Raw genomic sequence first — 24,392 nt, 5'->3', positions numbered from 1 at the left:
CTGCGACTTAGAACATTCAGCGATATTTTCATAGCCATTCGGAACAAAAATATTTATGATTTCAGTGAGTTACCACTTAAACATAGTTATTGATTTGAAAAACAATATATACCAGTGTTTATATATTGTTTATATATCATTTATAAAATAATTACACATGCCTTTTATAATTCAAGTAAGCTATTAATTATAATGACATTCTACTAGTTGATAGCAAGAAATAAAAGGAGATGTAAACTATGAAAAGTAAGAAAATTAAAACGATAATGATAACTGCTTTAACTGGTTGTATGTTACTTGCAGTTACTGTATCAGCATCTGCAAGTGGTGCAACAGGATATGAAACATACAAAAGTGCAGTAAAAGAATTGGCTACTACTGGAAATGCTACAATTTCAACTTCTTTTGTAGTAAAAGATAATGGAAATACTGATATTTCTGGAACTAATGTAGAAAAACTTGAAGGCAGCAATGTTTCTTCAAGCACTGAGGTTAAAATTGGCGATGTTACAAAAGATAACGAAACAAGCAGAATAGATGGTAAGACTATAATTAAAGATGGGGATAATTATTATTCTAGAGACACTAATGGTAAAGGTAATTTTGCAAAGGACAATAGAAAATTTGATACTTCATCAAGTAAAGCAAAATTAGGAGAAATGGTTGTAGATACTTTAGTTGGAGATGTTAAAAAACAATTTGTTGTAGATGGAGATACAATTAGTGTAAATCTTGAAGGCGCACAAATTCCTGAACTTGCAAAATTAGCAATTTCAGCTGCTGTAGAAGAACAAAATAGTAAAAAGGATAATAGTAACAAAGGTGGAGCTGGAAATGATGAATTAAAACAAGCATTAACCAGTATGCCAACATTAAAGAATGTAGATATTAAATCACTAAGCTTGAATGCAAAAGTTGATGGAAATGTACTATCTGAGAATGATTTAAAAGTTGTAATTACTGGAGAAGATGAAAATGGTACTTCACATGAATTCGAAGTATCTGTAAATACAGCAATTAGTAATATAAATACAACAAAAGCAGATACTATTGACACAACAGGTAAGCAAGTACAAACTATGGATAATAAGGTACAACGTAATAAATAGAGTTACAAAGCATAACAAGAGTAGCTAGCCTAAAACTGTCTCAAAAGCAAATCAAAAGAAAGATATAAAATCGGATGATTATATCATATCTTTCATTTGTTTTTGAGGCAGTTAATTTAAAAATAGAGGGGGATTAGCATGGAGTCTATACTTAAAGTTAATGAACTTACAAAAAAATATAAAAATGGACGTGGAATTGAAAATATATCCTTTGAAATTGAAGAGGGAGATATTTTTGGTTTACTTGGTCCAAATGGTTCTGGAAAAACTACTACAATGAAAATAATCACTGGATTATCTTATGCAGATAAAGGCAGTGTTAAAATATTAGGAAATGATATATTAGAAAAGATCCCGAAAGAAATTGGATGTCTTATTGAAGCTCCAGCAATATATGAGTACTTAACAGCTAGGGAAAATTTAAAATTAGCTGTAAATTATTATCCGGAAATAAAATGGCCAAGAATAGATGATATTCTTACACAAACTGGATTAATAAAATATGCAAATGAGAAGGTTAAAAACTTTTCACTCGGAATGAAACAACGCTTAGGTCTTGCACTAGCATTAGTATCTAATCCTAAATTAGTAATTTTAGATGAACCCACTAATGGATTAGATATTGAAGGAACTGTGGAGATTAGGGAAATCATAATTAAGCAGGCAAAGCTTGGTGTAACATTTCTTGTTTCGAGCCATATTGCCCATGAAATAGAATTAATGTGTAATAAAGTTGGAATAATGAAAGAAGGTAAATTATTAAATATATCATCTATGGAAAATGCACTACAGGAATGTGAAACCTTAGAAAAATATTTTCTAAAGCAGGTTGGTGTAAGGAGGGAGGAAGTATGAATACAATTAAAGTTGGAGTAATTAATGAAAGTACAAAATTATTTAAAAGAAGTAAGTATAGAGGCTTCTTGGTTTTTATTGCAGTATTGACTATTGCCTTGGGTCTAATAAGTAATTACACACAAGGGTACATTAATATTTCCTTATCAAATCTTCCGTTAAATATATTATCAATATTAACTATGGTTTTAATTCCGTTAATTGTTTTTATGGCAGTTGCAGATTTGTTTGCAGCAGAGCAGGAAAATGGAACGATTAAAGCTATAATAACAAGGCCTATAAGCAGAAATGAAATTCTAATTTCAAAAATGATATCTATATTAATCTACATGGTTAGCATTTTGGTAATAACATTTATAATAGGTTCCATTATGGGAATAGTGTTTGGGCGCACGCAAATAATAGACATTCCAGAGATTTTTACAGCATATGCTGCCTCAATACTGCCAATAATACCAACAATTTTTTTATCTATACTAATATCCCAATTATCAAAAAGCAGTACCTCTTCATTAATGCTTTCAGTGCTAATTTATATTATAATTATGTTAATTGGAGTGATTTTTCCATCGCTATCGTCAGTAATATTTGTCTCATATATGAATTGGTATAAACTTTTTATTGGTGCAAAAATGCCATTAAAATCAATTTTAACAATTATAGGACTATTTGCAGGATATTCTTTGCTTTTCTTTTCAGGAGCATATGCATTATTTGAAAAAAGGGAATATTAATTTTTCTGGAAAATAGTTTTTGATATAGATACACAGATTCTTAATTTCGGTAAGTTGATTTTACCAATAGATTTTCTATAGGGGAAAATATGAAGTGAACGGTTATAAGATAGATTAGGGGGTATCTTAATATGATGATAAAAAAACGTCTTGCCATTTCTAATATCTTAATGTTGGTTGTTCCAGCTATACTAATTGTAGTTATAGCTGGGGGGGTACTTGAAGGTTTTACAGAGGTATATGGAAAAAAGGTTAAAGTTATTGATGAAGATAATGGGACTTATTTTGTACAAAAAATAATAAATTCCTATAGTAAAAACCTAAAGAATTATGATATAAAAGAGGAAGAATATAAACATATTGAAGAGCCCCTTAAAGATACAGGATATAATTTATTAATAACAAGGGATTCAGATACTATCTTTTCAAATTTAACTGATGAAGATAAAGATGCTATTTCTAAGCTTCAAAGTGATATTCTTTCCTCATCAGATTCAATAGCACTTGAAGTTAATTCTGTTAGCTTAGTTAAAAGTACTTTTATAAAGAACAATAAGAACATTAGCATAATTGCCATAAAGTCAGACAATGTAACAAATAAGGATCATTTGAGAACTGAGGTAAGAACCTTTTTTGTCAGCTATATGGGAATTGTACTAATAGTAGCTCTGCTTATTATAATACTCACTAATGGTATATTATCATCTAAGGTAGCAAAAAGTTTAATAGAACCTTTGGAGTTATTAAGTTATGGTGCAGGTCAAATTGAAGAAGGTAATCTTGATTTTAAAATGAATTATAATGGAAATGATGAATTCGCAAAAGTTTGTGCTGATTTTGATAAAATGAGAACTAGGTTAAAGGAATCTGTTGAAATGCAGTTAAAGTATGAAGAAAATAGAAAGGAATTAGTTGCGGGAATATCACATGATTTACGTACTCCTTTAACAACAATTAAAGGTTATGTAAAGGGATTAAAGGATGGTGTCGCTAATACGCCTGAAAAACGTGAGAAATATCATGATATTATATATGGTAAAGCCTGTGATATGGATATGCTGGTTGATAAGTTGTTCTTATTTTCTAAATTAGATACTGGGAAATTTCCATTTCATTTCGAAAGAGTTAATAGTAATGATTTTTTTGAGAGCTTTTTTAGGAGTGCTGCAGAGGAATTCAAAGGTAAAGGTCTTAATTTGTCTTATGAAAATAATTGCGGTGAAAATATTTTCATTAATATAGATATAGAAGAAATGAACAGAGTTTTAATTAATATTCTTGAGAATAGTGCAAAATATAAAATTAAAGAATATGGTAATGTAAACATAACAGTGAATGAAAATGAAGAGAATATTGTTTTAATAATAAAAGATGACGGCCCCGGAGTTTGTGAAGAGAACCTTGAGCGTCTATTTGTTAGTTTTTATAGAGAAGATGCAGCGAGGACTAACCCTAGTGAAGGCAGTGGCCTTGGTCTTTCTATTTCTGAATATATAGTAAAAGCTCATGGCGGTACAATTAAGGCTGAAAATATGGATGGACTTGCAATTATTATGACTATACCATTTGATAAGCAAGTTGAAAATTGGTAGCGTTTTGTTATAACTAAAATAGGTATAATAGGAGAGAAGAAAATGAAAAAAATTCTAATTATTGAAGATGATGAACTTATTGCAGAATTAGAAAAAGATTATCTTGAAATTAATGGTTTTGAAACTGAAATTGCAAGGAATGGGGATATGGGATTAGAGCTAGCCTTAAACAAGGATTTTGATTTAATTCTGTTAGATTTAATGCTTCCAAGTAAAGATGGATTTCAGCTTTGTAGAGAGATAAGAAGCAATAAGGAAATACCTATCTTAATGGTGACAGCAAAAAAAGAATCTATAGATAAAATTAGAGGCCTCGGACTTGGAGCAGATGATTATATTGTTAAGCCTTTTGATCCTAGTGAGCTTGTTGCTAGAGTAAAGGCACACCTTTCCCGTTATGAGAGATTATCATCAATAGAAAAAAATAATGAATTAGAACTTGGAGCTATCAATTATGGTAGGCTACAGATATTGACAAAGGCCTGGAGAGTTTATGTTGATGGTAAAGAAGTTAAACTTGCAAATAAGGAATTTGAATTGTTATTATTCTTAGCAACTAATCCTAATATAGTATTTTCAAAAACTACTCTTTTGGATAGAATTTGGGGACTGGATTCTTACGCTGATGTTGCAACTGTGACAGTACATATTAATAGAGTAAGAGAAAAGATTGAAGAAGACAGCAGTAATCCTAAATTTATTGAAACTGTATGGGGAGCGGGCTATAGATTTAAAATATAAATTACCCAAATAAGTCACACACTTTTGTTCAAGTTTCTAAGAATCAGAACAAACAAAATTCTTAGTGAAACATTACACAGAAGTATGTGACTTATTTCTCTTTAAGATATAAACTAAATTTATTTATTGAATATCTATAATATTTTGAACTAAAAAAATTAATAATAAGTTCTTTAAAAATATATAAGGATTAATTTTTAACCATTAGATTCTCTTTTACATAATAGTCAGAGGTAGTTGATGAATATAAATTACTTTGTAATAGTTCATTAAAATAAACATTTTCAACCTGCTTACCAAAGTTTTCAGTTGAATATTTTTCGGCTGTAGTATATGCATTTTTAGACATTTCAGAGTATAATTTATCGTCATTTAATATTATTTCTATTTTTTCAATATACTCTTTTGAAGTTTCATAAGAAAAGCCATTGTAATTATTAATTAGTACATTATTTAAACATGAATCTTTTTTACAGACTAGTGGTAAGTTGCTTGCCAAGGCTTCTAAGTATGTTAGCCCTTGGGTTTCACTTTTTGAAGCGCTTACGAATAAATGGCCTAATTTATAATATTTATATATATGCTTTGGATTTATCATTCCGGTAAAAATAACATTGTTATTGAGATGCATTTCATTCACCTTGTTTTCTAAATGTGCTTTATAAGGACCATCGCCAACGATTAATAATTTGATTCTTGAATCTGTTAATATTAGTTTAGGCATATTGTTTAACAACTCATCAATGTTTTTTTCTTTTGCAAGTCTTCCTACTATAATCAAAACTTTATCATGCCTATTTATTCTAAGAGTTTTCCTTAACTCTTGTATTTCAGCAGTTGAATATTCGATTTTAAATTTATTTAAATCTATACCTGTTGGAATAATAGCTATCTTATTTTTCATGCCATAATTTTTTAGCACATCATTGACTTTTTCAGTAGGTGCAATAACTGTACTTACATTACTTAAAAGTATTTTTGAAGCTGTAGATACTAGCTTTATGCCTAATTTTCTATATCTTGTAAAGTAGTGGGTATAATGCTCATATAGAGTATGATAAGTGTGAACTATAGGAATATTAAGCTCTTTAGAAATTCTTTTTGCAAACACAAAAGTAAAAAACTCACATTGAGAATGTATAATATCTGGAGACCAATCAAGGATTTCTTCTATAAGTTCATCATTAAAGTGCAGGGTTGCTCTGGCATTATCATATACTTTAATTCCGAAGGATTTTATATAATAAACATTCTCTTTTTTAAATGAATGTTTACTATTTGATAAAGTTAAGATTTTAACATCATGTCCTTTGGCATTAAGCTGAGTGTATAAATTTATCACGGATGTCACTACACCATTAACAGTAGGAGTAAATACGTCTGTTGTAATTAGAATTTTCATATCTATATCATCTCCATTTTTAATTTGTAGATATTTATAAAAAATTATATTTTTGCATTGGATAATTGCAATTGCCTTTTGATATATTCAGTTTTATTAGAGAAGTTCAAATTGAAATTAAAAATTGAGGAACAAACTAAGGAACTGATTTCTATGCAATGTATAATATCCCAAAAATAAGATGCATCTCCTTTGAAATATCTAACTAATCTGTCGTTTACTGCGCTTTTTAGCGTGGTAATATTGTTTGTAGGTAAGTGAAAATCAGAATTAAAGCTAAGCTCATTTTTAAGAACATCAAAGTTTCTAATGAGATATTTTTGCAATTCACGTTCATATTTTAAATGAAATGAAATATTACCAACTGAGCCGGAAGTATGAGAATGACAGCAGAAATCACAAAGGTAATGAACAATTACTCCAAGCTGCATAGAGGAATAGGAATTAAATTTTTTTATTGAGAAAAGATCTTCTATCTTTTTATTAATATATTCAAGAGATTTTTGCATATAATGTGGATGAGTTTTAACCAGCCAGCTTTGATCTACCATTACCAAACCAAAATTGAACATAAACATAGAAAATCCTTCTGGGATTATTGGTACATTTTTAATAAGTGACAGTTCTGCTAATTTGAGATGAGTTTTTATTTTCATGGATAATCATTCCTTATTGATTAATAAATTCTTCATACAAGTAAATTATAATATATGAATATTAAGGTTTGATTAAAGAATAGAACAATTATATAAATTTGCCCTAAATCAAATATAAATAAAAGATAAATTTTTTAATAAAATTTGTTAATAAAATAAAGTTGATTAGAATCAAATTTATGAAAAATTATATTAGGTATAAACTTATAGAGAAGGTATATAATAAATTTATCTAAATACATATTAGAAAATTAATAAATCCTAGATTACAGGAGGAAATATTTATGAGTAATAAACGAAAAGTTACTAAAAAACAAATGGCCTCGTTGGGATTGAAAAAAACTGAAAATGGCGATTATGATTATATAAATCCAGATGATAAAACAAATTCTAAATATAAACCCGTAAGAAAAGAGTCTAAATAAGGCTCTTTTCTTTCTTTATTTTAGAACAATAATAAACTTAAAACCCACAGAAATTTTCTCGGAATAATAATATGAAACTAAAAAAATATATAAATTATCTGTTCTGATGTCAGATTTTAAATTTGAACTGCGAACTGTATTATGTAAGTCACAAAGTCCTTATAGATTTTGAAAAAGTCTTTCTTAACACCATGGATTAAAAATTAATAAAATCGATAGATAGTATCTAGATATAAGAAAAATTAAATAATTATTTGGAGGGATTTGATAATTTGGACAACAAATTATATGAAAAATTAGATGACTTAAATATTAGCGACACTAATTTTTTGTTAGAGAAAGATATAAATCTAGAATTAGATCACCTTACCATAAAGCGGCTTGAAAAATCCGTTATGAAAAAAGCAGGTTATTATAATTCAAACAACTTGTTTGCAGAAACGATAAATAATATTTTAGGAGGAATTATTATGAAGAGAAAAATAGCTATAGCATTAGCAGTTGTTGCAGTTTCAAGTTTAGGTGGAGGAGTATATGCCCATGCCAAAACAACACCGGTTGCATATGTTAGTATGGATATTAATCCGAGTATTGAATTAGGTGTGAATACCTTTAATGAAGTAGTTTCTGCTGAGGCGTACAATGAAGATGGTAAAAAAGTTTTAGAAGGAACTAACTTAGTAAATATTAAGGTTAAGGATGCAGTTGATATTGTAATTTCAAATGCAGTTTCTGATGGATATTTAAAAGATGATGATACAATTTCAAAGGGGGTAGCTGATCCAACTGCAACCACATCTGCAGCAGTTGAGATTACAACAGCCACAGATAAGGACGGTTTAGCGGATAAGTTAAATGAATCTTTAAAAGAAGCTGCTGATAAGGCATTAGAAGATAATAGCATTGAAGCAACAGTAGAAACTGACAATGTGGCTCTTGCAAGAAGAGATGAAGCAAGACAACTTGGAATTACACCAGGAAAGTTAAATCTTATACAAAAACTTCAAGCATTAGATACAAGTATAAATGTAGAAGATTATAAAGATAGTTCTGTAAAAGATATTCAAAAGAAATTTCAGGAATTAAAAAAAGAAAATAAGAGTAATGATGCTGTAAATACAGACACAAATACAGACACAAATAGCAGCGCAAATACAGACACTAACGTTAATACAGATGTAATTGCTAAAGAAAGTACTAATAATTCTTCTAATGGCAACGGAACTGTTAAAAAAGAAGAACATAGTAATTCAAATAGTAAAAAAGAAGATAATGTTACTGCAGGCGATAAAGAAAAGGACACTGCAGATAAATCTGAAAAACAAAATAATAACAGCAACTCAAATTCGCAAAATAAGGGCAATAGTGCTGGGAAAAATAAGAACAATTAATTAAATTAAGTGAGTAGCTAGTGTTGAATTCAATATTAGCTACTTATTTTATTTCTTATGTGTACTGGTATGAAAGTCAGTGCTTGTATAAAAATTAGTAAGATTAAATCAGAAGCTAATGTCAAATTTGATATTAATTGCTAGTTTACTATACAAGCAAAATTTTTTATAGTAATTTTAAAGGTTATAACAATAATAAATCATAAACTTCAATGTGTTATATATTTCTGTTAAATAATGTGAGAAAAAGTATAATTTTTTAGCAATAATTATCTTAATAAGATATATTATTATTTTTTATAAATTATTTGTCAGATTATTTAATTATATTACGAATTATATAGTGAAAGTGAATTTTAGGGGAAGAAGGTGCGCTTTGATTTCGGATATTGAATTACTTAAGCTTTTGCATAATAAACCTGAAGCAGGCCTGAAAATGATGATGGATAACTATATGGCTCTTATTTATACAATAATACATAACAAACTTTCTGGAATATATTCAAGAGAAGACATAGAAGAATGTGTAAGTGATGTAATTTTTGAGGTGTTTAATTATAAAGATAGAATTGATTTAGAAAAGGGATCTATTAAAGCATTTTTAGCAGTTATAGCAAAAAGAAAAGCAATAGATATGTATAGAAAAAATAAGAATAATAATCATATACCAATAGACGATGTAGCTCAAGATTTATGCAGTATAGCAGATGATGCAGCGCATTCGCTCTTATTAAAAGAAGACAATTCGGTTCTAATTAATGCCATAAAGTCATTGGGAGAACCTGATAGTGAAATAATCATAAGAAAATACTTCTTATATCAGAGTTCAAAAGATATTTCTAGTGATTTAGGTATTAAAGTTAACACTATTGATAAAAAAGTATCTAGATGTATGCAGAAATTAAAAAATGTGTTGGGAGGGATATTATAATTGAAGGATGAGTTATTTGAAAAATTAGAGGATTTAGATATTAGCAGTACTGATTTTTTATTAAATGAAGAAATAAATTTATTACTGAATTCTTCTACAAGAAAACGAATAGAGGAATCTGTAATGAAAAAAACAGGATATTATAAGTCAGCCAATACAATTACACTATCAGATAAAATAAATAATATTTTAGGAGGAATACTTATGAAGAGAAAAATAGCATTAGCATTGTCGACAGTTGTTGCTTTAGGTTTAGGGGGAGGAGGATATGCGTATGCTAAAACCACTCCTGTTGCATATGTCAGTTTAGATATTAATCCAAGCGTTGAGTTAGGTGTAAACACATTTGACCAGGTAATATCAGTTGAAGCGTATAATGAAGATGGTCAAAAGGTTTTAGAAGGAACTAATTTAGTAAACAGTAATGTTAACGAAGCTGTAAAAATTGTAATATCCAATGCGGTTTCTGATGGATACGTAAAAGAAGATGATACATTGGCAGACAATACCGCAAGTACAACTGCAACTACGTCTGCAGCAGTTGAAATTACAGTATCTACAGATAAAGAAAAGGTAGCAATTAAATTAGAAGAATCTTTAAAAGAAGTTGCCGATAAGACTCTAGAGAATAATGAGTTAGAGGCGGCAGTTGAAACTGATAAGGTAGCTCTTGCAAGAAGAGATGAAGCAAGGCAACTTGGAATAACTCCAGGAAAATTAAATCTTATTCAAAAGCTTCAAGCATTGGATCCAACTATAAAAGTAGAAGATTATAAGTCTAGTTCTGTAAAGGATATTCAAAAGAAAGCTAAGGAATTGAGAAAAATGAAGAATGATAGCGATACAAATACTGGTGAAAATACAACAACTAATACTAATACAGATACCAATACTAGCAATGATACTAATACTTCGGCTGGTTCTAACACAACTACTGTAACTAATACAGGAGCAAGTGGAGATGACATCCAAAAGGATGAAAAAGTATTACAGCTTTCAAGTGATTCAGAAAAAGATGATAATTCAGATAAGGATAAAGTTAATAATGGAAGAATAAAAAAAGAAGAAAATGCTGAAAGAAAAGAAGAGAGAATTTCTGATTCAGATGAAAAAGAGAAAAATAATGGAGCAGATAATGGTAATTCTTCAAAGTCAGAAAAAAGTAATAATGGAAATTCAAAAGGTAATAACCAAGGTAAAGGCAAAAATAAATAATCCACCAAACACGAAAGTGAACATATATACAACATGTAACTAGACTTAATATATATGCAAACCAAAATTATATAAATGTTTACTCCGTGGAACTATGAAAATTTCGCTGAAAGTACTAAATACAGGGTTGCGTCCACTTTAGCTTGCTCCAATTATTCATTGGGCAAGCTAAAGCGGAACAACCCTATATTAAGTACTTTTACAGCTTATTTTCAAATGTCCACTTCGCAAACATTTATATAATTTCTTTGTTTGGATATATGATTAGGCCTGGTAAATGTTCTATATATGGATAACCATGAGCAAATTTTATTTATGGAAATATATAGAAAATATTTCTAAAATAGGTTATAATATCATTATTATGCTGCATATATTAATTTGTAATTGTTAAATGCAATTGTAAGGTAAAATGTTTTTATTTTACAATTGTATTTATTTGTTGGAGTTAATGTTAAGAAAATAAAGGAAAATTTGATTTGATGTAGAATAATAATAATTATAGAAGCATATGGATAGGGGATGAAAACAATGGTTTAGTCAAGTAATAATTCAAAGGTATTAAGAGCTTCAAACAAATTTCCTTTGCATAATGACGTTAACATTAATAACAGAAAAGAGCTAAATAGATAAGTATATTTGTATTCTCATAAGTACTAATATACTAAATTGAAAAATATTTAGATATGTAAGGTTACGTAATAATTGTTAAAGGGGAGAATAATATGAAAAAAAGGTATGTAATGTTTGTTGATGAGAGAGGTTTTTTGAATTCATATGATAATGGGAATAATACACTGATTGGAATAATATTTGAATATGATTATTGCATCGATTCTAAAAGTGAAAATTGTGTATTGAGGACAAAGTTAAGTGAATACAAAGAAAAAATCTTTAGTCATAGCAGTTTCCATGTACCGTTTGATGATATCCTTCTCGATGAAAAAGTTTACAAAAGTATTAATATGGTGGAAATAAAGAAATTTATTGATGGATTACCATCACTAATTAACAGCTTAAAATTTACAATAATAGCAAGTACAATAAAACAAGATACTACTAAATCAAATGATTCATATTCCATTGCAGCTAAGAAGTTGTTAAAAAAATTCTATTCATTTATTATAAGCAATAATGGAGAAGCTGGTGGGATAATTTTGGAAGCCAGAAATAATCGAGACAGCTATGTAATGCAACAGAATTTCTTTAATATATATAATGAAAGAAATGTGAATTTAAGCATCTTAGGAGATATTAAAGAAAAGATTAATACATTTATGGTATGTGAGAAAAAAAGTAAAACATATGGATCATGTATTGAATTGTCCAACATAATAAATGATATTATTTATAGAGTTTCAAGCAGTTGCAATGATGTTGAAAGGAAATATATATGTCGTATGGAATATGATAATGTAAATAAGTTACTTGATTGTATAAAGCAAAAAACATATAGGGATACGGAGTTAGGAATTACGAGTGATCAATTGCAAACGATTTATTATAATAATATAGAAACGATTAATAAAGAGCTAACGATACTAAGGGAACAGTTAATGCTCAAAGATAGTAGAATTAATGAAAAAGAAAAAGAAATCAATAATTTAAATAATGAAATACAAATGTTAAATCAGCAATTAGAGGAAGTTTTAGTTCATGGAAAGGATAAGAATATCTTATCAAGAATTTTTTCGGATATAGATGTTAGTATTAAAGGTGTGAGTAAAATAGTTACTGCTGCTAAAAATTAATTGAAATTTATAAGGAATTCTAAGCTAGAAACATTGTTCAAAAGAAATTAAAGATAAGGATAGAACGAAATGTCTCAAAAGTTCAAATTAATAACTTTTGAGGCATTTTATTTTGAATAAATAATAGAATTAAATTCTTTTACAAATTTATATTTAATTATGGAATTAAATTTTTAAAAGTTGGAAAGTTGGGAAAGATATTATATAATTAATTTTAATCTTTAAAAAGTATCGTGGGAGAAATTATATTAAAAGCATAACTTAAATTACTAGTATTAAGGAGGCTCTTGAAATGAAAAAGATAGTTTTAGGTGGTGGATGCTTTTGGGGAGTGGAAAAGTTTTTTTCTATGATACCAGGAGTGTTAGTAACTGAAGTAGGATATGCAAATGGAAAAACAGAAAATCCAATTTATGAACAAGTATGCAGAAATGATACAGGTTTTGTTGAAGTATGTTACATAACATACGATGAAAAACTAGTTTCATTAGAGGTATTATTAGATAAATTTTGGAGTATTATTGATCCGACAACACTTAATAAACAAGCTGCAGATGTTGGCACGCAATATAGGAGTGGGATTTATTATATTGATGAAAGTGATGTTAATGTAATTAATAATAGCAAAATGAAGGTACAAGAGCAATATAAAAATCCAATTGTTACAGAAATTAAACCGTTGGAAAAATATTATAGAGCAGAAGAATATCATCAGGATTATTTGGAGAAAAATCCAAATGGATATTGTCATATTAAATTTAATTAAAAATTAATATTAAACTTCAACCTGTGAATTGGTTGAAGTTTTTAGTTAAGTTAGCTTAGAATTAGTATGATAAGTTTTTTCTTTTAAAAATTATTATAATTAAGTTTAAGGAGTATATCCTATGAAAAGAAGTTTTAACAAAGATGAATTTTTGCAAAGATATCCACATGCAAAAGAAACAATTTTAAGAAATAATATTAATATTGATTGTCTTAAGGAGATTTATGAAGACTATATAGATTATAAAATTACATATGAAACCCAAGCAGAATTTATAGCCAATATATTAAGGTCACAAAAAATGGTGCACTCCGTTAAATCAAGAATTAAGGAACCAAATCGATTGATAGAAAAAATTATAAGAAAAACTGAAGATAGAAAAAATAAGTATGGAAATGATTTTGAGTTTACAGTAAGTAATTATAAAAATGAGATAAATGATTTAATAGGAATAAGAGTTATCCATATATTTAAAGATCAATGGCAGGAAATACATGATTTCATTGTAAAGACCTGGAAGGTGATTGAAATAACTGCAAATGTTAGAGATGGAGATAATATTGATGTTTTTGATGATCCCAATATAGAGGTGAGGTCAAAGGCATCTGGTTATCGTTCGGTTCACTACCTAGTAGAATTTTACCCAACGAATGAAAAGGTTATTGCAGAAATACAAGTCAGAACAATTTTTGAAGAAGGTTATGGAGAAATAGATCATAGGCTAAGATATTCACATAGTGAAATTCCTGAGATTCTTCAATCTAATTTGTTATTGTTTAATAGAATTGTAGGAAGTGCAGATGAAATGGCATCATTAATAAACAATTTAAGCAAGGAATGGGGAGAAAAAGAAGTAAGCTACAAAAGAATAATTCAGGAACAAGAGGCTGAGATAAGTAGACTAAAAGATAAAATACAATAAATTGAATTATCATATTTACTTGACTATAATTAACCATTTTTTATATAATTTATACAAATAATAAAATTTTAGGAGGTATTTAAATGATTTTTGTGCCTCAGTATAAATTAAAAAGTGGTATGATATTGGCCTCTGATGTAGAAATTGCTCATAATAGAAGGTCGGAGGCGTTTTTGTTTAAAAATGGAACAATATTAACACGGGAAAAAATTGATAAATTGGTTACTTTTGATATATCAGGAGTATATATTGAAGATGGCAGAACAAATGAAATCCTTGATTATAGGCTTAGAAAGGAATCTGTATCAGCAATTAAAAAAATCTTTGAGGTTTGTGAGAATTCTCACCAAATCCTAAGTGATGATACTATAAAAGAAGTAGAAAAGATATCAGACAAACTTGTTAGAAATATAAACAAAAATAAGGGCATTACAATAGGAATTTCTGATTTGCAATCATATGATGAAAATACATATTTACATTCATTAAGTGTAACAGTAATATCTATTGCTATCGGAGCAGAACTAGGCTTGGATAGAAAACAATTATGCGACCTAGGGGTATGTGCAATGTTACACGATATAGGAAAGGTAGAAATACCAATTGAATTAATATCAAAGCCAGCACGACTTACAGAAGATGAATTTGAGATTGTTAAAACACATGCTAGTTTAGGAGGAAATTTCATTAGTGGAAATAAAGAAGTAAAAGATGATATATATTTTGGAATAATTAGCCACCATGAAAAATTTGATGGAACAGGATACCCAAATGGTTTAAAAAAGGACAGCATTCCTCTTTTTGGAAGAATAATTGCAGTTGCAGATGTTTACGATGCATTAACGGCTAATAGACCTTATAGGAGACCAATAAAACCCTTTGAGGCCATAGAGTATATAATGGGTGGTGCAGGGACAAGTTTCGATTATAATGTAGTGAAAGCTTTTTTGAGAAAGATTGAACCATATCCTATTGGTTCACGAGTAAGGTTAAGTGACGGAAGAGCTGGAAATATTATTAAAAGAAATACAGATAATCCATTAAGGCCTGTAATTAAAGTTACTGGTGGAGAAGTTTTAGATCTTAACAATAATTTTGATTTAAAAAACATAGTAATATTGGGTATAGATTATAGTTATTTAATAAAAAATATGGGAGTAACAAATTCCAATTAACTAAACACATTAGGATAATGTTTTAAATAATAAATTTTATTTTAAATATTATCCTATTTTAATAATAGAGAAAAACAAGAAAAGTAAAATAAAAGTAAATAAATTTTATATAAAATATGTTTTATTTTGTCAAAATATGATATAATACAATTAACCCTAATAAATACTAAATAAATACTAAATAATTACCCCTTAACAATTTTCTCTCTCTCTCTGAAGCAGTAAATAAGAAACACTTGTTTACTGCTTTATTTATATGTATATTAAAAAAGACTATGCAGATGTCATTTTTTTGTTATAATAAGACATGTATTTGTGGAGTAAGTTTATAAGAAAAGTGATAAAATAAAGAGTAATATTACTTTAAGATATAAACTCGAAAGGAAGAGGTGTTATAATGGAGGTTTATTTTGATAATAGTTCAACAACAAAGCCTTTTGAAGAAGTAATAGATGAAGTGGCTTTTGGTATGAAAGAATTTTATGGAAATCCGTCTTCTCTACATAATTTAGGACTTAAAAGCGAAAGAAAACTGAAGGAATGTAGAGAAGTGTTAGCAAAAACTATAAATGCTGATGAAAGTGAAATATATTTTAATTCAGGTGGAAGTGAAGGAAATAATTTGGTGCTTAAGGGGATTTTGAAAAGTGGTTCTCATTTAATTACAACCCCTTTTGAACACGCTTCTATTTTAAATACCATAAAAAAGCTGGAAGATAAAAATGTTAAAATTACATTTTTAAAAATAAATGAGGACGGGAAAGTTGATTTAAATCATCTAAGAGAATCTATAACTAAAGAGACTGTACTTGTTTCGATAATGCATGTAAATAATGAAGTTGGAGTAATTCAGGATTTAAATGAAATAAGTAACATAATAAAGGAAAGTAGTAATAGAGCAAAATTTCATGTTGATGCTGTTCAAAGTTATGGAAAATTTATTATTGATGTGAAAAAAACAAATATAGATTTTTTAACTGTAAGTGCACATAAATTTCATGGTCCAAAGGGTGTAGGATTTATATACATAAAGAAACCCAATACTATAGCGCCATTAATAGAAGGTGGATCTCAAGAATTTGGAGTAAGAGCTGGAACGCAAAATATACCAGGCATTATGGGAATGAGCTTGGCAGCTAAAATTGCTAATAATAATTTAAAAGCAAATTATGAAAAAGTTTTTGAAATAAAGAAGAAATTTATCGAAAGACTTAAATGTATAGATAGTATAAGAATAAACAGTAATTTAAGTGAAGATTTTTCACCATACATATTGAATGTCTCATTTAAAGGCGTAAAAGGTGAAGTACTTCTTCATTTTTTAGAGGAATCTGAAATATATGTTTCAACAGGTTCAGCATGTTCTTCAAAAGAAAGAGAAAAAATTGGTGGAAGTTATGTGCTCAAAGCTTTAGGATTAAGTTCAGATGAGATATCAGGAGGAATTAGATTTTCTTTTTCTGATGATAATAATATAGAAGAAGTAGATTATGTAATAGAAACTTTAAATGAAGGACTTAAATTTTTAAGGAGGATAAAAAAGTAATGAAAGAACTTATTTTGGTAAAGTATGCCCCAGAGATATTTTTAAAGGGATTGAATAGAGGTAAATTCGAAAGAAAATTAAGAGACAATATAGGTAAAAAACTTGAGGGAATAAAAGTAGAGTTTATACATGATAGTGGAAGATATTTTATTAAAACAGATGAAATAGAGGAAAGCATTAAGAGGATTAGTAAAGTATTTGGAATATTAGAAGTATGTTTAGTTAGAGAGGTAGAAATAGATTTTGACAGCATACAAAAAGTTGCTTTAGAGAAGGTTAACGGGGCTAAGGGAAGTACTTTCAAAATTACAACTAATAGAGCTAATAAAAAATTTGAGTTAAACTCTATGGAAGTATCAAGAAAAGTTGGCGCATATGTTCTTACTAATTATGATGGAGAAATAAGTGTTGATGTTAAAAATCCAGAAATTCTAATAAATATTGAAATAAGAAATAACTATGCTTATGTTTGGTCAAATTCAGATGTAACTAAGGGCGCAGCTGGTCTTCCTTATGGAATGAATGGGAGCACAATGCTTATGCTTTCTGGAGGTATAGATTCTCCTGTAGCAGGATACCTAATGGCTAAAAGAGGTGTTGAAGTTAGCTGTGTATATTATCATAGTCATCCTTACACCTCAGAAAGAGCTAAAGATAAGGTTAAAGAACTAGCGAAAATATTAGCTCAATACACAGAAAAAATAAATTTATACATAGTTCCATTTACGGACATTCAAATGGAAATTATAAAAAATTGTAGAGAGGATGAGCTTACTATTATAATGAGAAGATTTATGATGAGAATAGCTTGTGTTCTTGCAGAAAAATATGGAATAAATTCAGTAAGTACTGGAGAGAGCATAGGGCAAGTTGCAAGCCAAACCATGGATGGACTTGTTGTTAGTGATGATTGTGCTGATAGACCAGCATTCAGACCATTAATAGCTATGGATAAAACAGATATAATGGAAATTGCTAGACAAATAGGAACATATGAAACTTCAATTCTTCCTTATGAAGATTGTTGTACAATTTTTGTTCCAAAGCATCCAAAAACTAATCCCAAGCTTGATGCTATAAGAAAAGAAGAAGAAAAATTAAATATAGATGAATTGGTTGAAAAATCAATGGAAAATATAGAAGTTGTAACATTTTAATAAAGAAAAGAGGCTATTACATAACTTTGAATTGTTTTGTAATAGCCTCTTTTTGTTGAATAATGAGTAAAAAACATGCATTTATTTATTAATTTATATATTTTATTAACTGAAAAAATTGAAAAAACAACAACTATATGTTATATTAAATTTATAATATTAATATAACAAAATAAAGAGAAGTTAATTACTATATAACTTATGTTATTTTAGTAAAAGAATAGTAGAAATGAGGTAAAGAAAATGATAATAGTTAATTGTGCATTAAGACAAGACGACATAATTCAAATTGTTGAAAACATTGAAATTGAAAATCAAAAGGTTTTTAAATATGTGAAAAAAGAAGGTCTTAAGATTATTTTTGATTCTAGCTATGATGATGATCAAAAAGCAGCTCCTATAGTTAAACAAGCAATAAAAGATACTCCTATTGGAAAAGCACTATTCTTTAATGTTACAGCTCAATAAGAATCCTTAGTACTTAAACTATATTTTAACTCTAAAAAAATTAGATACATATTTGTAGTTACTCATTACAAATATGTATCTAATTTTATTTATATTTTTAATAAATTGATGAATTCATTAATTCAAATAGGATTATTGGCTCTACATATCTATTATCTATTTTAAATTACTTTTTGTAAATCTATATTCATCTATACTATACAAACATAAGGAACATATTAGCACTAATGCAGCAAACCATATAGATTTAACGCCTATGCGCAAAGTGAGAATTCCACCAATACAAGCTCCGAGTAAAAAAGAAAGTATTATTATTGCATACCTAGTAGTATTTGTAGCTGATTTTTTATCCTTACATGTTAAAGCAATGTAAGCTGAATGGCACGCTGATCTTAGATTACCAGTGCACATAGTTGTGCAATAAGGAGAATCAATTAAGGTTCTAAACGAAGCTATTTGTACAGAGGACACAAATGATATTGGTACTGTTACAAATATATGAGGTACCGTAGTTGGTATAAATCCTATAATGATGAGTACTATGGTTTCTATAATTAAAATTATTCGTTCAGCCCCTGAAACAAAAGTAATAGATGGAGATTTAAAATCTCTTATTATTTCAGCTACAAATACGCCAACTATAAAAGCTAAAATAGGTAAAAAAGCCATTAATGCTTGTACAAAATCTCCTTTGGTAAGTTCTATTCCAAGTAAAACAATATTACCTGTCTGAGCGTTGGCAAATACTTCTCCTCTGCAAATAAATGTATAAGCGTCTAAAAATCCCCCAACTATTGCAAGAAGAAATCCGAGTTTTACAGATTCAGATGTTTTAGCATAGATCTTCATCTTAAGGTTTGAAGTCTCACTTTGAATATCTTTGTTAAGTATATCTTTTGTAATCAAGATTCATGTATCTCCTTTCAATAAATATATATTCATAAGATATATTATTTGATAAATTGACTTAAGATATTATTTTTCAATCCTTATATCATAATAGTTAAATAAATAATAAAAATCAATATAATTGAGAAAGATAACTACGGATATATATTAATGTATTGTAAGTTGTTTATATATTTAGAGTATAATTAATATTATATAATTTTAAGATTATTTTTCCAAAACCAAAAGATATTTGGAAAAGTTTTTTAGAATCGTTGACACAAGGGGGGAAATAATATATTATAAATTTAACAACGATTTACTGTGCTAAATTGATAAAATGATAAAACAACACAATGGTATAGCGATAAATGATTGGAAGGTGTAGTATGAGTAAGAAAAATATGCTTCCGGAAGGAACAAGGGATTTAATACTAGATGAATGTATAATTAAGAGAAATTTAGAAAGAGATATAGATAAACTTTTTGAAAAGTGGGGATATAAAGAAGTAATAACACCAACACTAGAATTTTATGAAACATTTAATAACAACTCTCAAACTTTGAGAGAAGAAGATATGTACAAGTTCTTTGATAATAGAGGGCGTATCTTAACTTTAAGACCAGATATGACAATTCCCATTGCAAGAGTAGTTGAAACTAAATTAAAGGATGTAGAATTACCTATTAAACTTAGGTATACATCTAATGTATTTAGGGTTCATGAAAGTCTTGGCGGAAAAAGAAATGAATATACGGATTGTGGTGTTGAATTTATAGGTCTTAAAGACAAAAAATCTGATTTGGAAGTTTTAGTATTGGCCTTAGAAGCTTTAAAAAAATTAGGATTAAATGATTTTAAGCTTGAAATAGGTAATATTGGCTTTTTTAATGGAGCATTTAAAAATTTAGAAATAGATCAAGAATATAAAGAAGTTATTGCACAATTTATTGAAGATAAAAACTTAAAGAACCTTGAAGATTACTTGACTGGCATAGATATTAAAGAGGAATATAAGGAGTTTTTCAATAAATTACCTTGGCTCTTCGGTGATAAAAAGATTTTAGAAGATGCAAAAAGGTTAGCCTTTAATGAAGATCTAAGGGAAAATCTTGAATACTTAGAACAATTATATTCTCAACTAGAGGAATTGGGTTATGGAGAAAATGTAACTTTCGATTTAGGAATGGTTCCAAGTCTTAACTATTACACAGGAATAATTTTTAGAGGATATGGTGAGGGAGTAGGTAATACCCTTTTAAGAGGAGGCCGATATGATAAATTAATTTATCTTTCGGATACGTATGTTCCGGCTATAGGTTTCTCAATAGATATTAATTCAGTAATACCAAATGTGAAACTAAATAAGAATTTAAATGATGATGTATATAAAATATATTATAATGAAAAAAATAGAATTGAAGCTATAAAGCAAAGTGAAGAGCTTAGAAATCAAGGATTTATTGTTGATTTATTACCAAAAGATGATATTTTAGAAATTAAAATTATTAAGGGTGGGGAATTGTAAAATGAGCATTAGTATAGCATTAACAAAAGGAAGATTAGAACAAGAAACAATAAAAATTTTGGATAAAGCCAATTTTGACCCATCAGAATTGAAAAATAAAGGAAGAAAACTTGTGTTTCAAGATAAAACACAAGATATAAAATATTTTTTAGTAAAAGCCGCTGATTCTATAACTTATGTGGAACATGGAGTAGCCGATCTTGGAGTTGTTGGTAAAGATACAATTTTAGAAAGTGATAATAATTGTTACGAAGTTCTAGACTTAGGCTTTGGAAAATGTGGTTTTATAGTCGCATCGTTACCTGAAAATGATATTTTTAAAAAAGTTGGTCACATTAAAATTGGAAGCAAATACCCAAAGGTTGCCAAGGAATATTTTAAAAACAAGGGTATGGATGTTGAAGTTATAAAAATAGAAGGATCAGTAGAATTGGCACCAATACTCGGGCTATGTGATGGTATTGTGGATATTATGGAAACTGGGACAACATTAAAGGAAAATGGTTTAGTAGTATTGGATAGAATTTGCGAAATTAGTGCAAGATTAATAGTAAATAAAGCAAGTTTTAAAATGAAGCAAAATGAAATATGGGAATTCATAGATAGAATTAAAAAAGTGATCAATAATTGACAAAAATCGTGAAATGTTGATAATTATAAGTAATATATATTGAAAAAATGATAATATATAAATAAGAAAATTAAAAAAATATTATTGTTTCGATATCAAATTAAAGGGGGGCCATTGTTATATGTTAAATTTGATGGAAATCACTGAAAGCAATAAGAAAGTCTTAATTGATGAGCTTAAAAGTAGAGTTACTGAAACAGAACAAGAAGTACTATTAAGTGTTAATAAAATCTTATCAAAAGTTAAAAAAGATGGAGATAGAGCTTTATTTGAATTTACTAAATCATTTGATAAGGTAGAGCTTAAAACTTTAGAAGTGTCAACTGAAGAAATTGATGAATGTTTTAATAAAGTAGAGGGAGATTTTATTAAAGCATTAGAAGAAGCCAAGATTAACATAGAAGATTATCATAAAAAGCAAAGATCAAATGGATTTTTGATGACAAAAGATCAAGGAGTTTATCTAGGACAAAGAGTTCTTCCTTTAGAAAGAGTAGGAGTATATGTTCCAGGAGGAACAGCAGCATACCCATCATCAGTGCTTATGAATGTAATTCCAGCTAAAGTTGCAGGAGTAGACGAAATTGTAATGGTAACTCCTCCGGATAAAAATGGTGGAATTAATCCATATATAGGGGTGGCGGCAAGAATTGCTGGAATAGATAAAATATATAAAGTTGGAGGAGCGCAAGCAGTTGCAGCTTTAGCTTATGGGACTGAAAGTATAAAGAAGGTTGATAAAATTGTAGGGCCAGGAAATATTTTCGTGGCAACAGCTAAAAAGCTGGTTTTTGGAGAAGTTGATATAGATATGATTGCTGGTCCTAGTGAAATACTGGTGATAGCTGATGAAAAATCTGATCCGAGTTTTGTGGCAGCCGATTTGATGTCTCAAGCAGAACATGATAAATTAGCTTCATCTATATTAGTTACAACGTCTAAAGAATTGTATGAAAAGGTTGAGGTTGAATTAGAAAGACAAGTTAAAACTCTTGAAAGAGAAGAAATAATAAGAACTTCTCTTAAAGATTTTGGAAGTGCGATAATCTGTGAGAGTATTGAAGAATGTATTGATATTTCTAATGTCATTGCGCCAGAGCATTTAGAGATAATGGTAGATGATCCGATGAAATATTTAGGTATGGTTCGAAATGCAGGTTCTGTATTCTTAGGCAGATATTGTCCAGAACCAATAGGAGATTATTTTGGTGGAACAAACCACGTTCTTCCTACAAGTGGAACTGCAAGATTCTTCTCACCATTGTCAGTTGATAGTTTTATAAAAAAATCATCCTTTATATATTATTCTCAAGAGGCTATTTTGGAAAATGGAGAAAAAATTATAACATTAGCTAATAAAGAAGGTTTGACTGCGCATGCGAATTCAGTAAAGGTGAGGTTGAACAATGGGAATCTTTAATGAATATATCAATGCGTATGATGAATATATAATACACCTAGATAGCAATGAAATATATCTAGAAATGGATGAAAATATATTAATGAAGATGAAATCTTGCTTAAATGGCGTAGAGCTTCATAGATATCCTACTAATGAAATGAAGACAATCAAAGAACTATATGCAAAATATTCATGTACTGAAAGTAAAAATATCATTGTAGGAAATGGGTCAGATGAAATGCTGGAGCTTGTGGTAAGTAAAGAAATTAGTCATGGGAAAAAAGTATTAAGTTTAGGGCCGGATTTTGTAATGTTTGACTTTTTTGTTTCAAGATCTAGCGGAGAACTTATAACTTATAATATAGATAAGACTATGAATTTTAATGTGAAAGAATTTATAGAACTTGGTAAAAAGGAAAATGTTGATTTAATTCTTTTTTCAAATCCTAATAATCCCACTGGAATTGCTATAGATACTGAAAGTATAATTAGCATATTAGAAGCATTTAAGGATAAAACGGTTCTGGTAGATGAAGCTTATTATGAGTTTTATGGTAAATCAATGATTCCATATATTAATAAGTACAAAAACTTAATTGTTACAAGAACTCTTTCGAAGGCATGGGGACTTGCATCCCTAAGGGTAGGATTTTTAATAACTCATGAAGAAAATATACCAGAATTATTAAATTATAAGGTGCCATATTCCATTAGTTCTTTTTCACAAAATTTAGCGTCTATTGCATTGAGGTATCCAGAAAATGTTGTGAAAAATGCAAAACAAATAATAGAGCAAAGAGAAGAGTTATATAAAAATCTTAAAGAGGTTGAAAAAAATGCAGCAATGAAGATACAATTTTATCCTTCAAATGGGAATTATATTTATGGAAGGACACCACATAAAGAAGCTCTTATAAGAGGACTTGAAAACATTGGTATTGTAATTAGGAATTTAAGTGATGACACATTTAGAATTACTGTAGGTTCACCAATGCAAAACAAAAAAGTTGTAGATGGAATAAGAAAAATTTTCGTATATTAATGTAAGGATTTTGATTATTTTACAAAGTAAATTTATACATAATTAGGTTGCAATTATAGCTTTA

General features: G+C 28.5%; 23 protein-coding genes. 20 read left to right on the top strand and 3 right to left on the bottom strand.

Features of this window, described 5'->3' with window-relative positions:
• The first annotated feature begins 239 nt into the window (after positions 1 to 239).
• The 5 genes from COL3_RS26115 (at position 240) to COL3_RS26095 (ending at position 5,031) form a co-directional block, all read left to right on the top strand.
• Positions 240 to 1,109: a hypothetical protein gene (locus COL3_RS26115; protein ID WP_008425503.1), complete on the top strand. Its 870-nt coding sequence runs from the start codon at positions 240 to 242 to the stop codon at positions 1,107 to 1,109.
• Between the two features lie 138 nt (positions 1,110 to 1,247).
• Positions 1,248 to 1,964: an ATP-binding cassette domain-containing protein gene (locus COL3_RS26110; protein ID WP_008425505.1), complete on the top strand. Its 717-nt coding sequence runs from the start codon at positions 1,248 to 1,250 to the stop codon at positions 1,962 to 1,964.
• Entirely contained in the window at positions 1,961 to 2,698 is a 738-nt protein-coding gene (locus tag COL3_RS26105) for an ABC transporter permease (protein WP_008425507.1), read from the top strand. The genes COL3_RS26110 and COL3_RS26105 overlap by 4 nt, the downstream gene beginning before the upstream one ends.
• A 131-nt stretch (positions 2,699 to 2,829) precedes the next feature.
• Positions 2,830 to 4,290, top strand: coding sequence for a HAMP domain-containing sensor histidine kinase (locus COL3_RS26100; protein ID WP_008425508.1), 1,461 nt, complete (start codon positions 2,830 to 2,832; stop codon positions 4,288 to 4,290).
• 42 nt (positions 4,291 to 4,332) lie between these two features.
• Positions 4,333 to 5,031 (top strand): response regulator transcription factor, encoded by a 699-nt coding sequence (locus COL3_RS26095; protein WP_008425510.1) that lies wholly within the window; start codon positions 4,333 to 4,335, stop codon positions 5,029 to 5,031.
• A 190-nt stretch (positions 5,032 to 5,221) separates the two neighbouring features.
• Here the strand turns inward: COL3_RS26095 and COL3_RS26090 are convergent, their stop codons facing one another.
• Positions 5,222 to 6,433 carry a glycosyltransferase family 4 protein gene (locus tag COL3_RS26090; protein WP_008425512.1) on the bottom strand — a complete coding sequence of 404 codons (1,212 nt, stop codon included), beginning with the start codon at positions 6,431 to 6,433 and terminating at the stop codon, positions 5,222 to 5,224.
• A gap of 44 nt (positions 6,434 to 6,477) precedes the next feature.
• Complete coding sequence (locus COL3_RS26085) at positions 6,478 to 7,089, bottom strand: zinc dependent phospholipase C family protein (protein ID WP_008425515.1); 612 nt, start codon at positions 7,087 to 7,089, stop codon at positions 6,478 to 6,480.
• A gap of 284 nt (positions 7,090 to 7,373) precedes the next feature.
• Here COL3_RS26085 and COL3_RS29030 point away from each other — a divergent pair, with 284 nt between their 5' ends.
• The 11 genes from COL3_RS29030 (at position 7,374) to COL3_RS26030 (ending at position 18,836) form a co-directional block, all read left to right on the top strand.
• Positions 7,374 to 7,514, top strand: coding sequence for a hypothetical protein (locus tag COL3_RS29030; RefSeq protein ID WP_008425516.1), 141 nt, complete (start codon positions 7,374 to 7,376; stop codon positions 7,512 to 7,514).
• 272 nt (positions 7,515 to 7,786) lie between these two features.
• Positions 7,787 to 8,905: a hypothetical protein gene (locus tag COL3_RS26075; RefSeq protein WP_008425517.1), complete on the top strand. Its 1,119-nt coding sequence runs from the start codon at positions 7,787 to 7,789 to the stop codon at positions 8,903 to 8,905.
• 376 nt (positions 8,906 to 9,281) lie between these two features.
• On the top strand, positions 9,282 to 9,836 hold the full coding sequence (locus COL3_RS26070; RefSeq protein WP_008425520.1) for a sigma-70 family RNA polymerase sigma factor: 555 nt from the start codon (positions 9,282 to 9,284) through the stop codon (positions 9,834 to 9,836).
• Positions 9,837 to 11,051: a hypothetical protein gene (locus COL3_RS26065; RefSeq protein WP_008425522.1), complete on the top strand. Its 1,215-nt coding sequence runs from the start codon at positions 9,837 to 9,839 to the stop codon at positions 11,049 to 11,051. It begins immediately after the preceding gene.
• A 725-nt stretch (positions 11,052 to 11,776) separates the two neighbouring features.
• Positions 11,777 to 12,802: a hypothetical protein gene (locus COL3_RS26060; RefSeq protein WP_008425524.1), complete on the top strand. Its 1,026-nt coding sequence runs from the start codon at positions 11,777 to 11,779 to the stop codon at positions 12,800 to 12,802.
• Between the two features lie 292 nt (positions 12,803 to 13,094).
• On the top strand, positions 13,095 to 13,568 hold the full coding sequence (msrA, locus tag COL3_RS26055) for a peptide-methionine (S)-S-oxide reductase MsrA (protein ID WP_008425527.1): 474 nt from the start codon (positions 13,095 to 13,097) through the stop codon (positions 13,566 to 13,568).
• A gap of 121 nt (positions 13,569 to 13,689) precedes the next feature.
• On the top strand, positions 13,690 to 14,490 hold the full coding sequence (locus tag COL3_RS26050) for a RelA/SpoT domain-containing protein (RefSeq protein ID WP_008425529.1): 801 nt from the start codon (positions 13,690 to 13,692) through the stop codon (positions 14,488 to 14,490).
• A gap of 83 nt (positions 14,491 to 14,573) precedes the next feature.
• On the top strand, positions 14,574 to 15,665 hold the full coding sequence (locus COL3_RS26045; protein ID WP_008425531.1) for an HD-GYP domain-containing protein: 1,092 nt from the start codon (positions 14,574 to 14,576) through the stop codon (positions 15,663 to 15,665).
• A 397-nt stretch (positions 15,666 to 16,062) separates the two neighbouring features.
• The gene (locus tag COL3_RS26040) at positions 16,063 to 17,211 is read left to right on the top strand and encodes a cysteine desulfurase family protein (protein ID WP_008425534.1); all 1,149 of its coding nucleotides are present in this window, start codon (positions 16,063 to 16,065) and stop codon (positions 17,209 to 17,211) included.
• Positions 17,211 to 18,368 (top strand): tRNA uracil 4-sulfurtransferase ThiI, encoded by a 1,158-nt coding sequence (gene thiI, locus COL3_RS26035; protein ID WP_008425537.1) that lies wholly within the window; start codon positions 17,211 to 17,213, stop codon positions 18,366 to 18,368. The genes COL3_RS26040 and thiI overlap by 1 nt, the downstream gene beginning before the upstream one ends.
• Before the next feature lie 243 nt (positions 18,369 to 18,611).
• Positions 18,612 to 18,836, top strand: coding sequence for a hypothetical protein (locus COL3_RS26030; protein ID WP_008425539.1), 225 nt, complete (start codon positions 18,612 to 18,614; stop codon positions 18,834 to 18,836).
• Positions 18,837 to 18,992: 156 nt separating this feature from the next.
• Here the strand turns inward: COL3_RS26030 and COL3_RS26025 are convergent, their stop codons facing one another.
• A complete protein-coding gene (locus COL3_RS26025) occupies positions 18,993 to 19,685 on the bottom strand; it encodes a YoaK family protein (protein WP_099716767.1) in 693 nt (230 codons plus the stop codon).
• Between the two features lie 428 nt (positions 19,686 to 20,113).
• Between COL3_RS26025 and hisZ the strand changes: the two genes are divergently transcribed.
• The 4 genes from hisZ (at position 20,114) to COL3_RS26005 (ending at position 24,328) form a co-directional block, all read left to right on the top strand.
• A complete protein-coding gene (gene hisZ, locus COL3_RS26020) occupies positions 20,114 to 21,253 on the top strand; it encodes an ATP phosphoribosyltransferase regulatory subunit (protein WP_008425543.1) in 1,140 nt (379 codons plus the stop codon).
• Between the two features lies 1 nt (position 21,254).
• Positions 21,255 to 21,884, top strand: coding sequence for an ATP phosphoribosyltransferase (gene hisG, locus COL3_RS26015; RefSeq protein WP_008425546.1), 630 nt, complete (start codon positions 21,255 to 21,257; stop codon positions 21,882 to 21,884).
• A 121-nt stretch (positions 21,885 to 22,005) separates the two neighbouring features.
• Positions 22,006 to 23,304 carry a histidinol dehydrogenase gene (gene hisD, locus COL3_RS26010; protein ID WP_008425548.1) on the top strand — a complete coding sequence of 433 codons (1,299 nt, stop codon included), beginning with the start codon at positions 22,006 to 22,008 and terminating at the stop codon, positions 23,302 to 23,304.
• Entirely contained in the window at positions 23,291 to 24,328 is a 1,038-nt protein-coding gene (locus COL3_RS26005) for an aminotransferase class I/II-fold pyridoxal phosphate-dependent enzyme (RefSeq protein WP_008425550.1), read from the top strand. The genes hisD and COL3_RS26005 overlap by 14 nt, the downstream gene beginning before the upstream one ends.
• Positions 24,329 to 24,392 lie beyond the last annotated feature (64 nt).

The sequence above is a fragment of the Clostridium sp. LS genome, from assembly GCF_002760435.1.
In the GTDB taxonomy this organism is placed as follows: Bacteria; Bacillota; Clostridia; order Clostridiales; family Clostridiaceae; genus Clostridium.
The sequence above is the reverse complement of the archived record's forward strand: the minus strand, read 5'-3'. Positions and strand labels throughout refer to the sequence as shown.

Coding starts and splice junctions, on each gene's coding strand:
- COL3_RS26115 (WP_008425503.1), top strand. CDS start 240: ATGAAAAGTAAGAAAATTAAAACGATAATGATAACTGCTTTAACTGGT.
- COL3_RS26110 (WP_008425505.1), top strand. CDS start 1,248: ATGGAGTCTATACTTAAAGTTAATGAACTTACAAAAAAATATAAAAAT.
- COL3_RS26105 (WP_008425507.1), top strand. CDS start 1,961: ATGAATACAATTAAAGTTGGAGTAATTAATGAAAGTACAAAATTATTT.
- COL3_RS26100 (WP_008425508.1), top strand. CDS start 2,830: ATGATGATAAAAAAACGTCTTGCCATTTCTAATATCTTAATGTTGGTT.
- COL3_RS26095 (WP_008425510.1), top strand. CDS start 4,333: ATGAAAAAAATTCTAATTATTGAAGATGATGAACTTATTGCAGAATTA.
- COL3_RS26090 (WP_008425512.1), bottom strand. CDS start 6,433: ATGAAAATTCTAATTACAACAGACGTATTTACTCCTACTGTTAATGGT.
- COL3_RS26085 (WP_008425515.1), bottom strand. CDS start 7,089: ATGAAAATAAAAACTCATCTCAAATTAGCAGAACTGTCACTTATTAAA.
- COL3_RS29030 (WP_008425516.1), top strand. CDS start 7,374: ATGAGTAATAAACGAAAAGTTACTAAAAAACAAATGGCCTCGTTGGGA.
- COL3_RS26060 (WP_008425524.1), top strand. CDS start 11,777: ATGAAAAAAAGGTATGTAATGTTTGTTGATGAGAGAGGTTTTTTGAAT.
- msrA (WP_008425527.1), top strand. CDS start 13,095: ATGAAAAAGATAGTTTTAGGTGGTGGATGCTTTTGGGGAGTGGAAAAG.
- COL3_RS26050 (WP_008425529.1), top strand. CDS start 13,690: ATGAAAAGAAGTTTTAACAAAGATGAATTTTTGCAAAGATATCCACAT.
- COL3_RS26045 (WP_008425531.1), top strand. CDS start 14,574: ATGATTTTTGTGCCTCAGTATAAATTAAAAAGTGGTATGATATTGGCC.
- COL3_RS26040 (WP_008425534.1), top strand. CDS start 16,063: ATGGAGGTTTATTTTGATAATAGTTCAACAACAAAGCCTTTTGAAGAA.
- thiI (WP_008425537.1), top strand. CDS start 17,211: ATGAAAGAACTTATTTTGGTAAAGTATGCCCCAGAGATATTTTTAAAG.
- COL3_RS26030 (WP_008425539.1), top strand. CDS start 18,612: ATGATAATAGTTAATTGTGCATTAAGACAAGACGACATAATTCAAATT.
- COL3_RS26025 (WP_099716767.1), bottom strand. CDS start 19,685: ATGAAGATCTATGCTAAAACATCTGAATCTGTAAAACTCGGATTTCTT.
- hisZ (WP_008425543.1), top strand. CDS start 20,114: ATGAGTAAGAAAAATATGCTTCCGGAAGGAACAAGGGATTTAATACTA.
- hisG (WP_008425546.1), top strand. CDS start 21,255: ATGAGCATTAGTATAGCATTAACAAAAGGAAGATTAGAACAAGAAACA.
- hisD (WP_008425548.1), top strand. CDS start 22,006: ATGTTAAATTTGATGGAAATCACTGAAAGCAATAAGAAAGTCTTAATT.
- COL3_RS26005 (WP_008425550.1), top strand. CDS start 23,291: ATGGGAATCTTTAATGAATATATCAATGCGTATGATGAATATATAATA.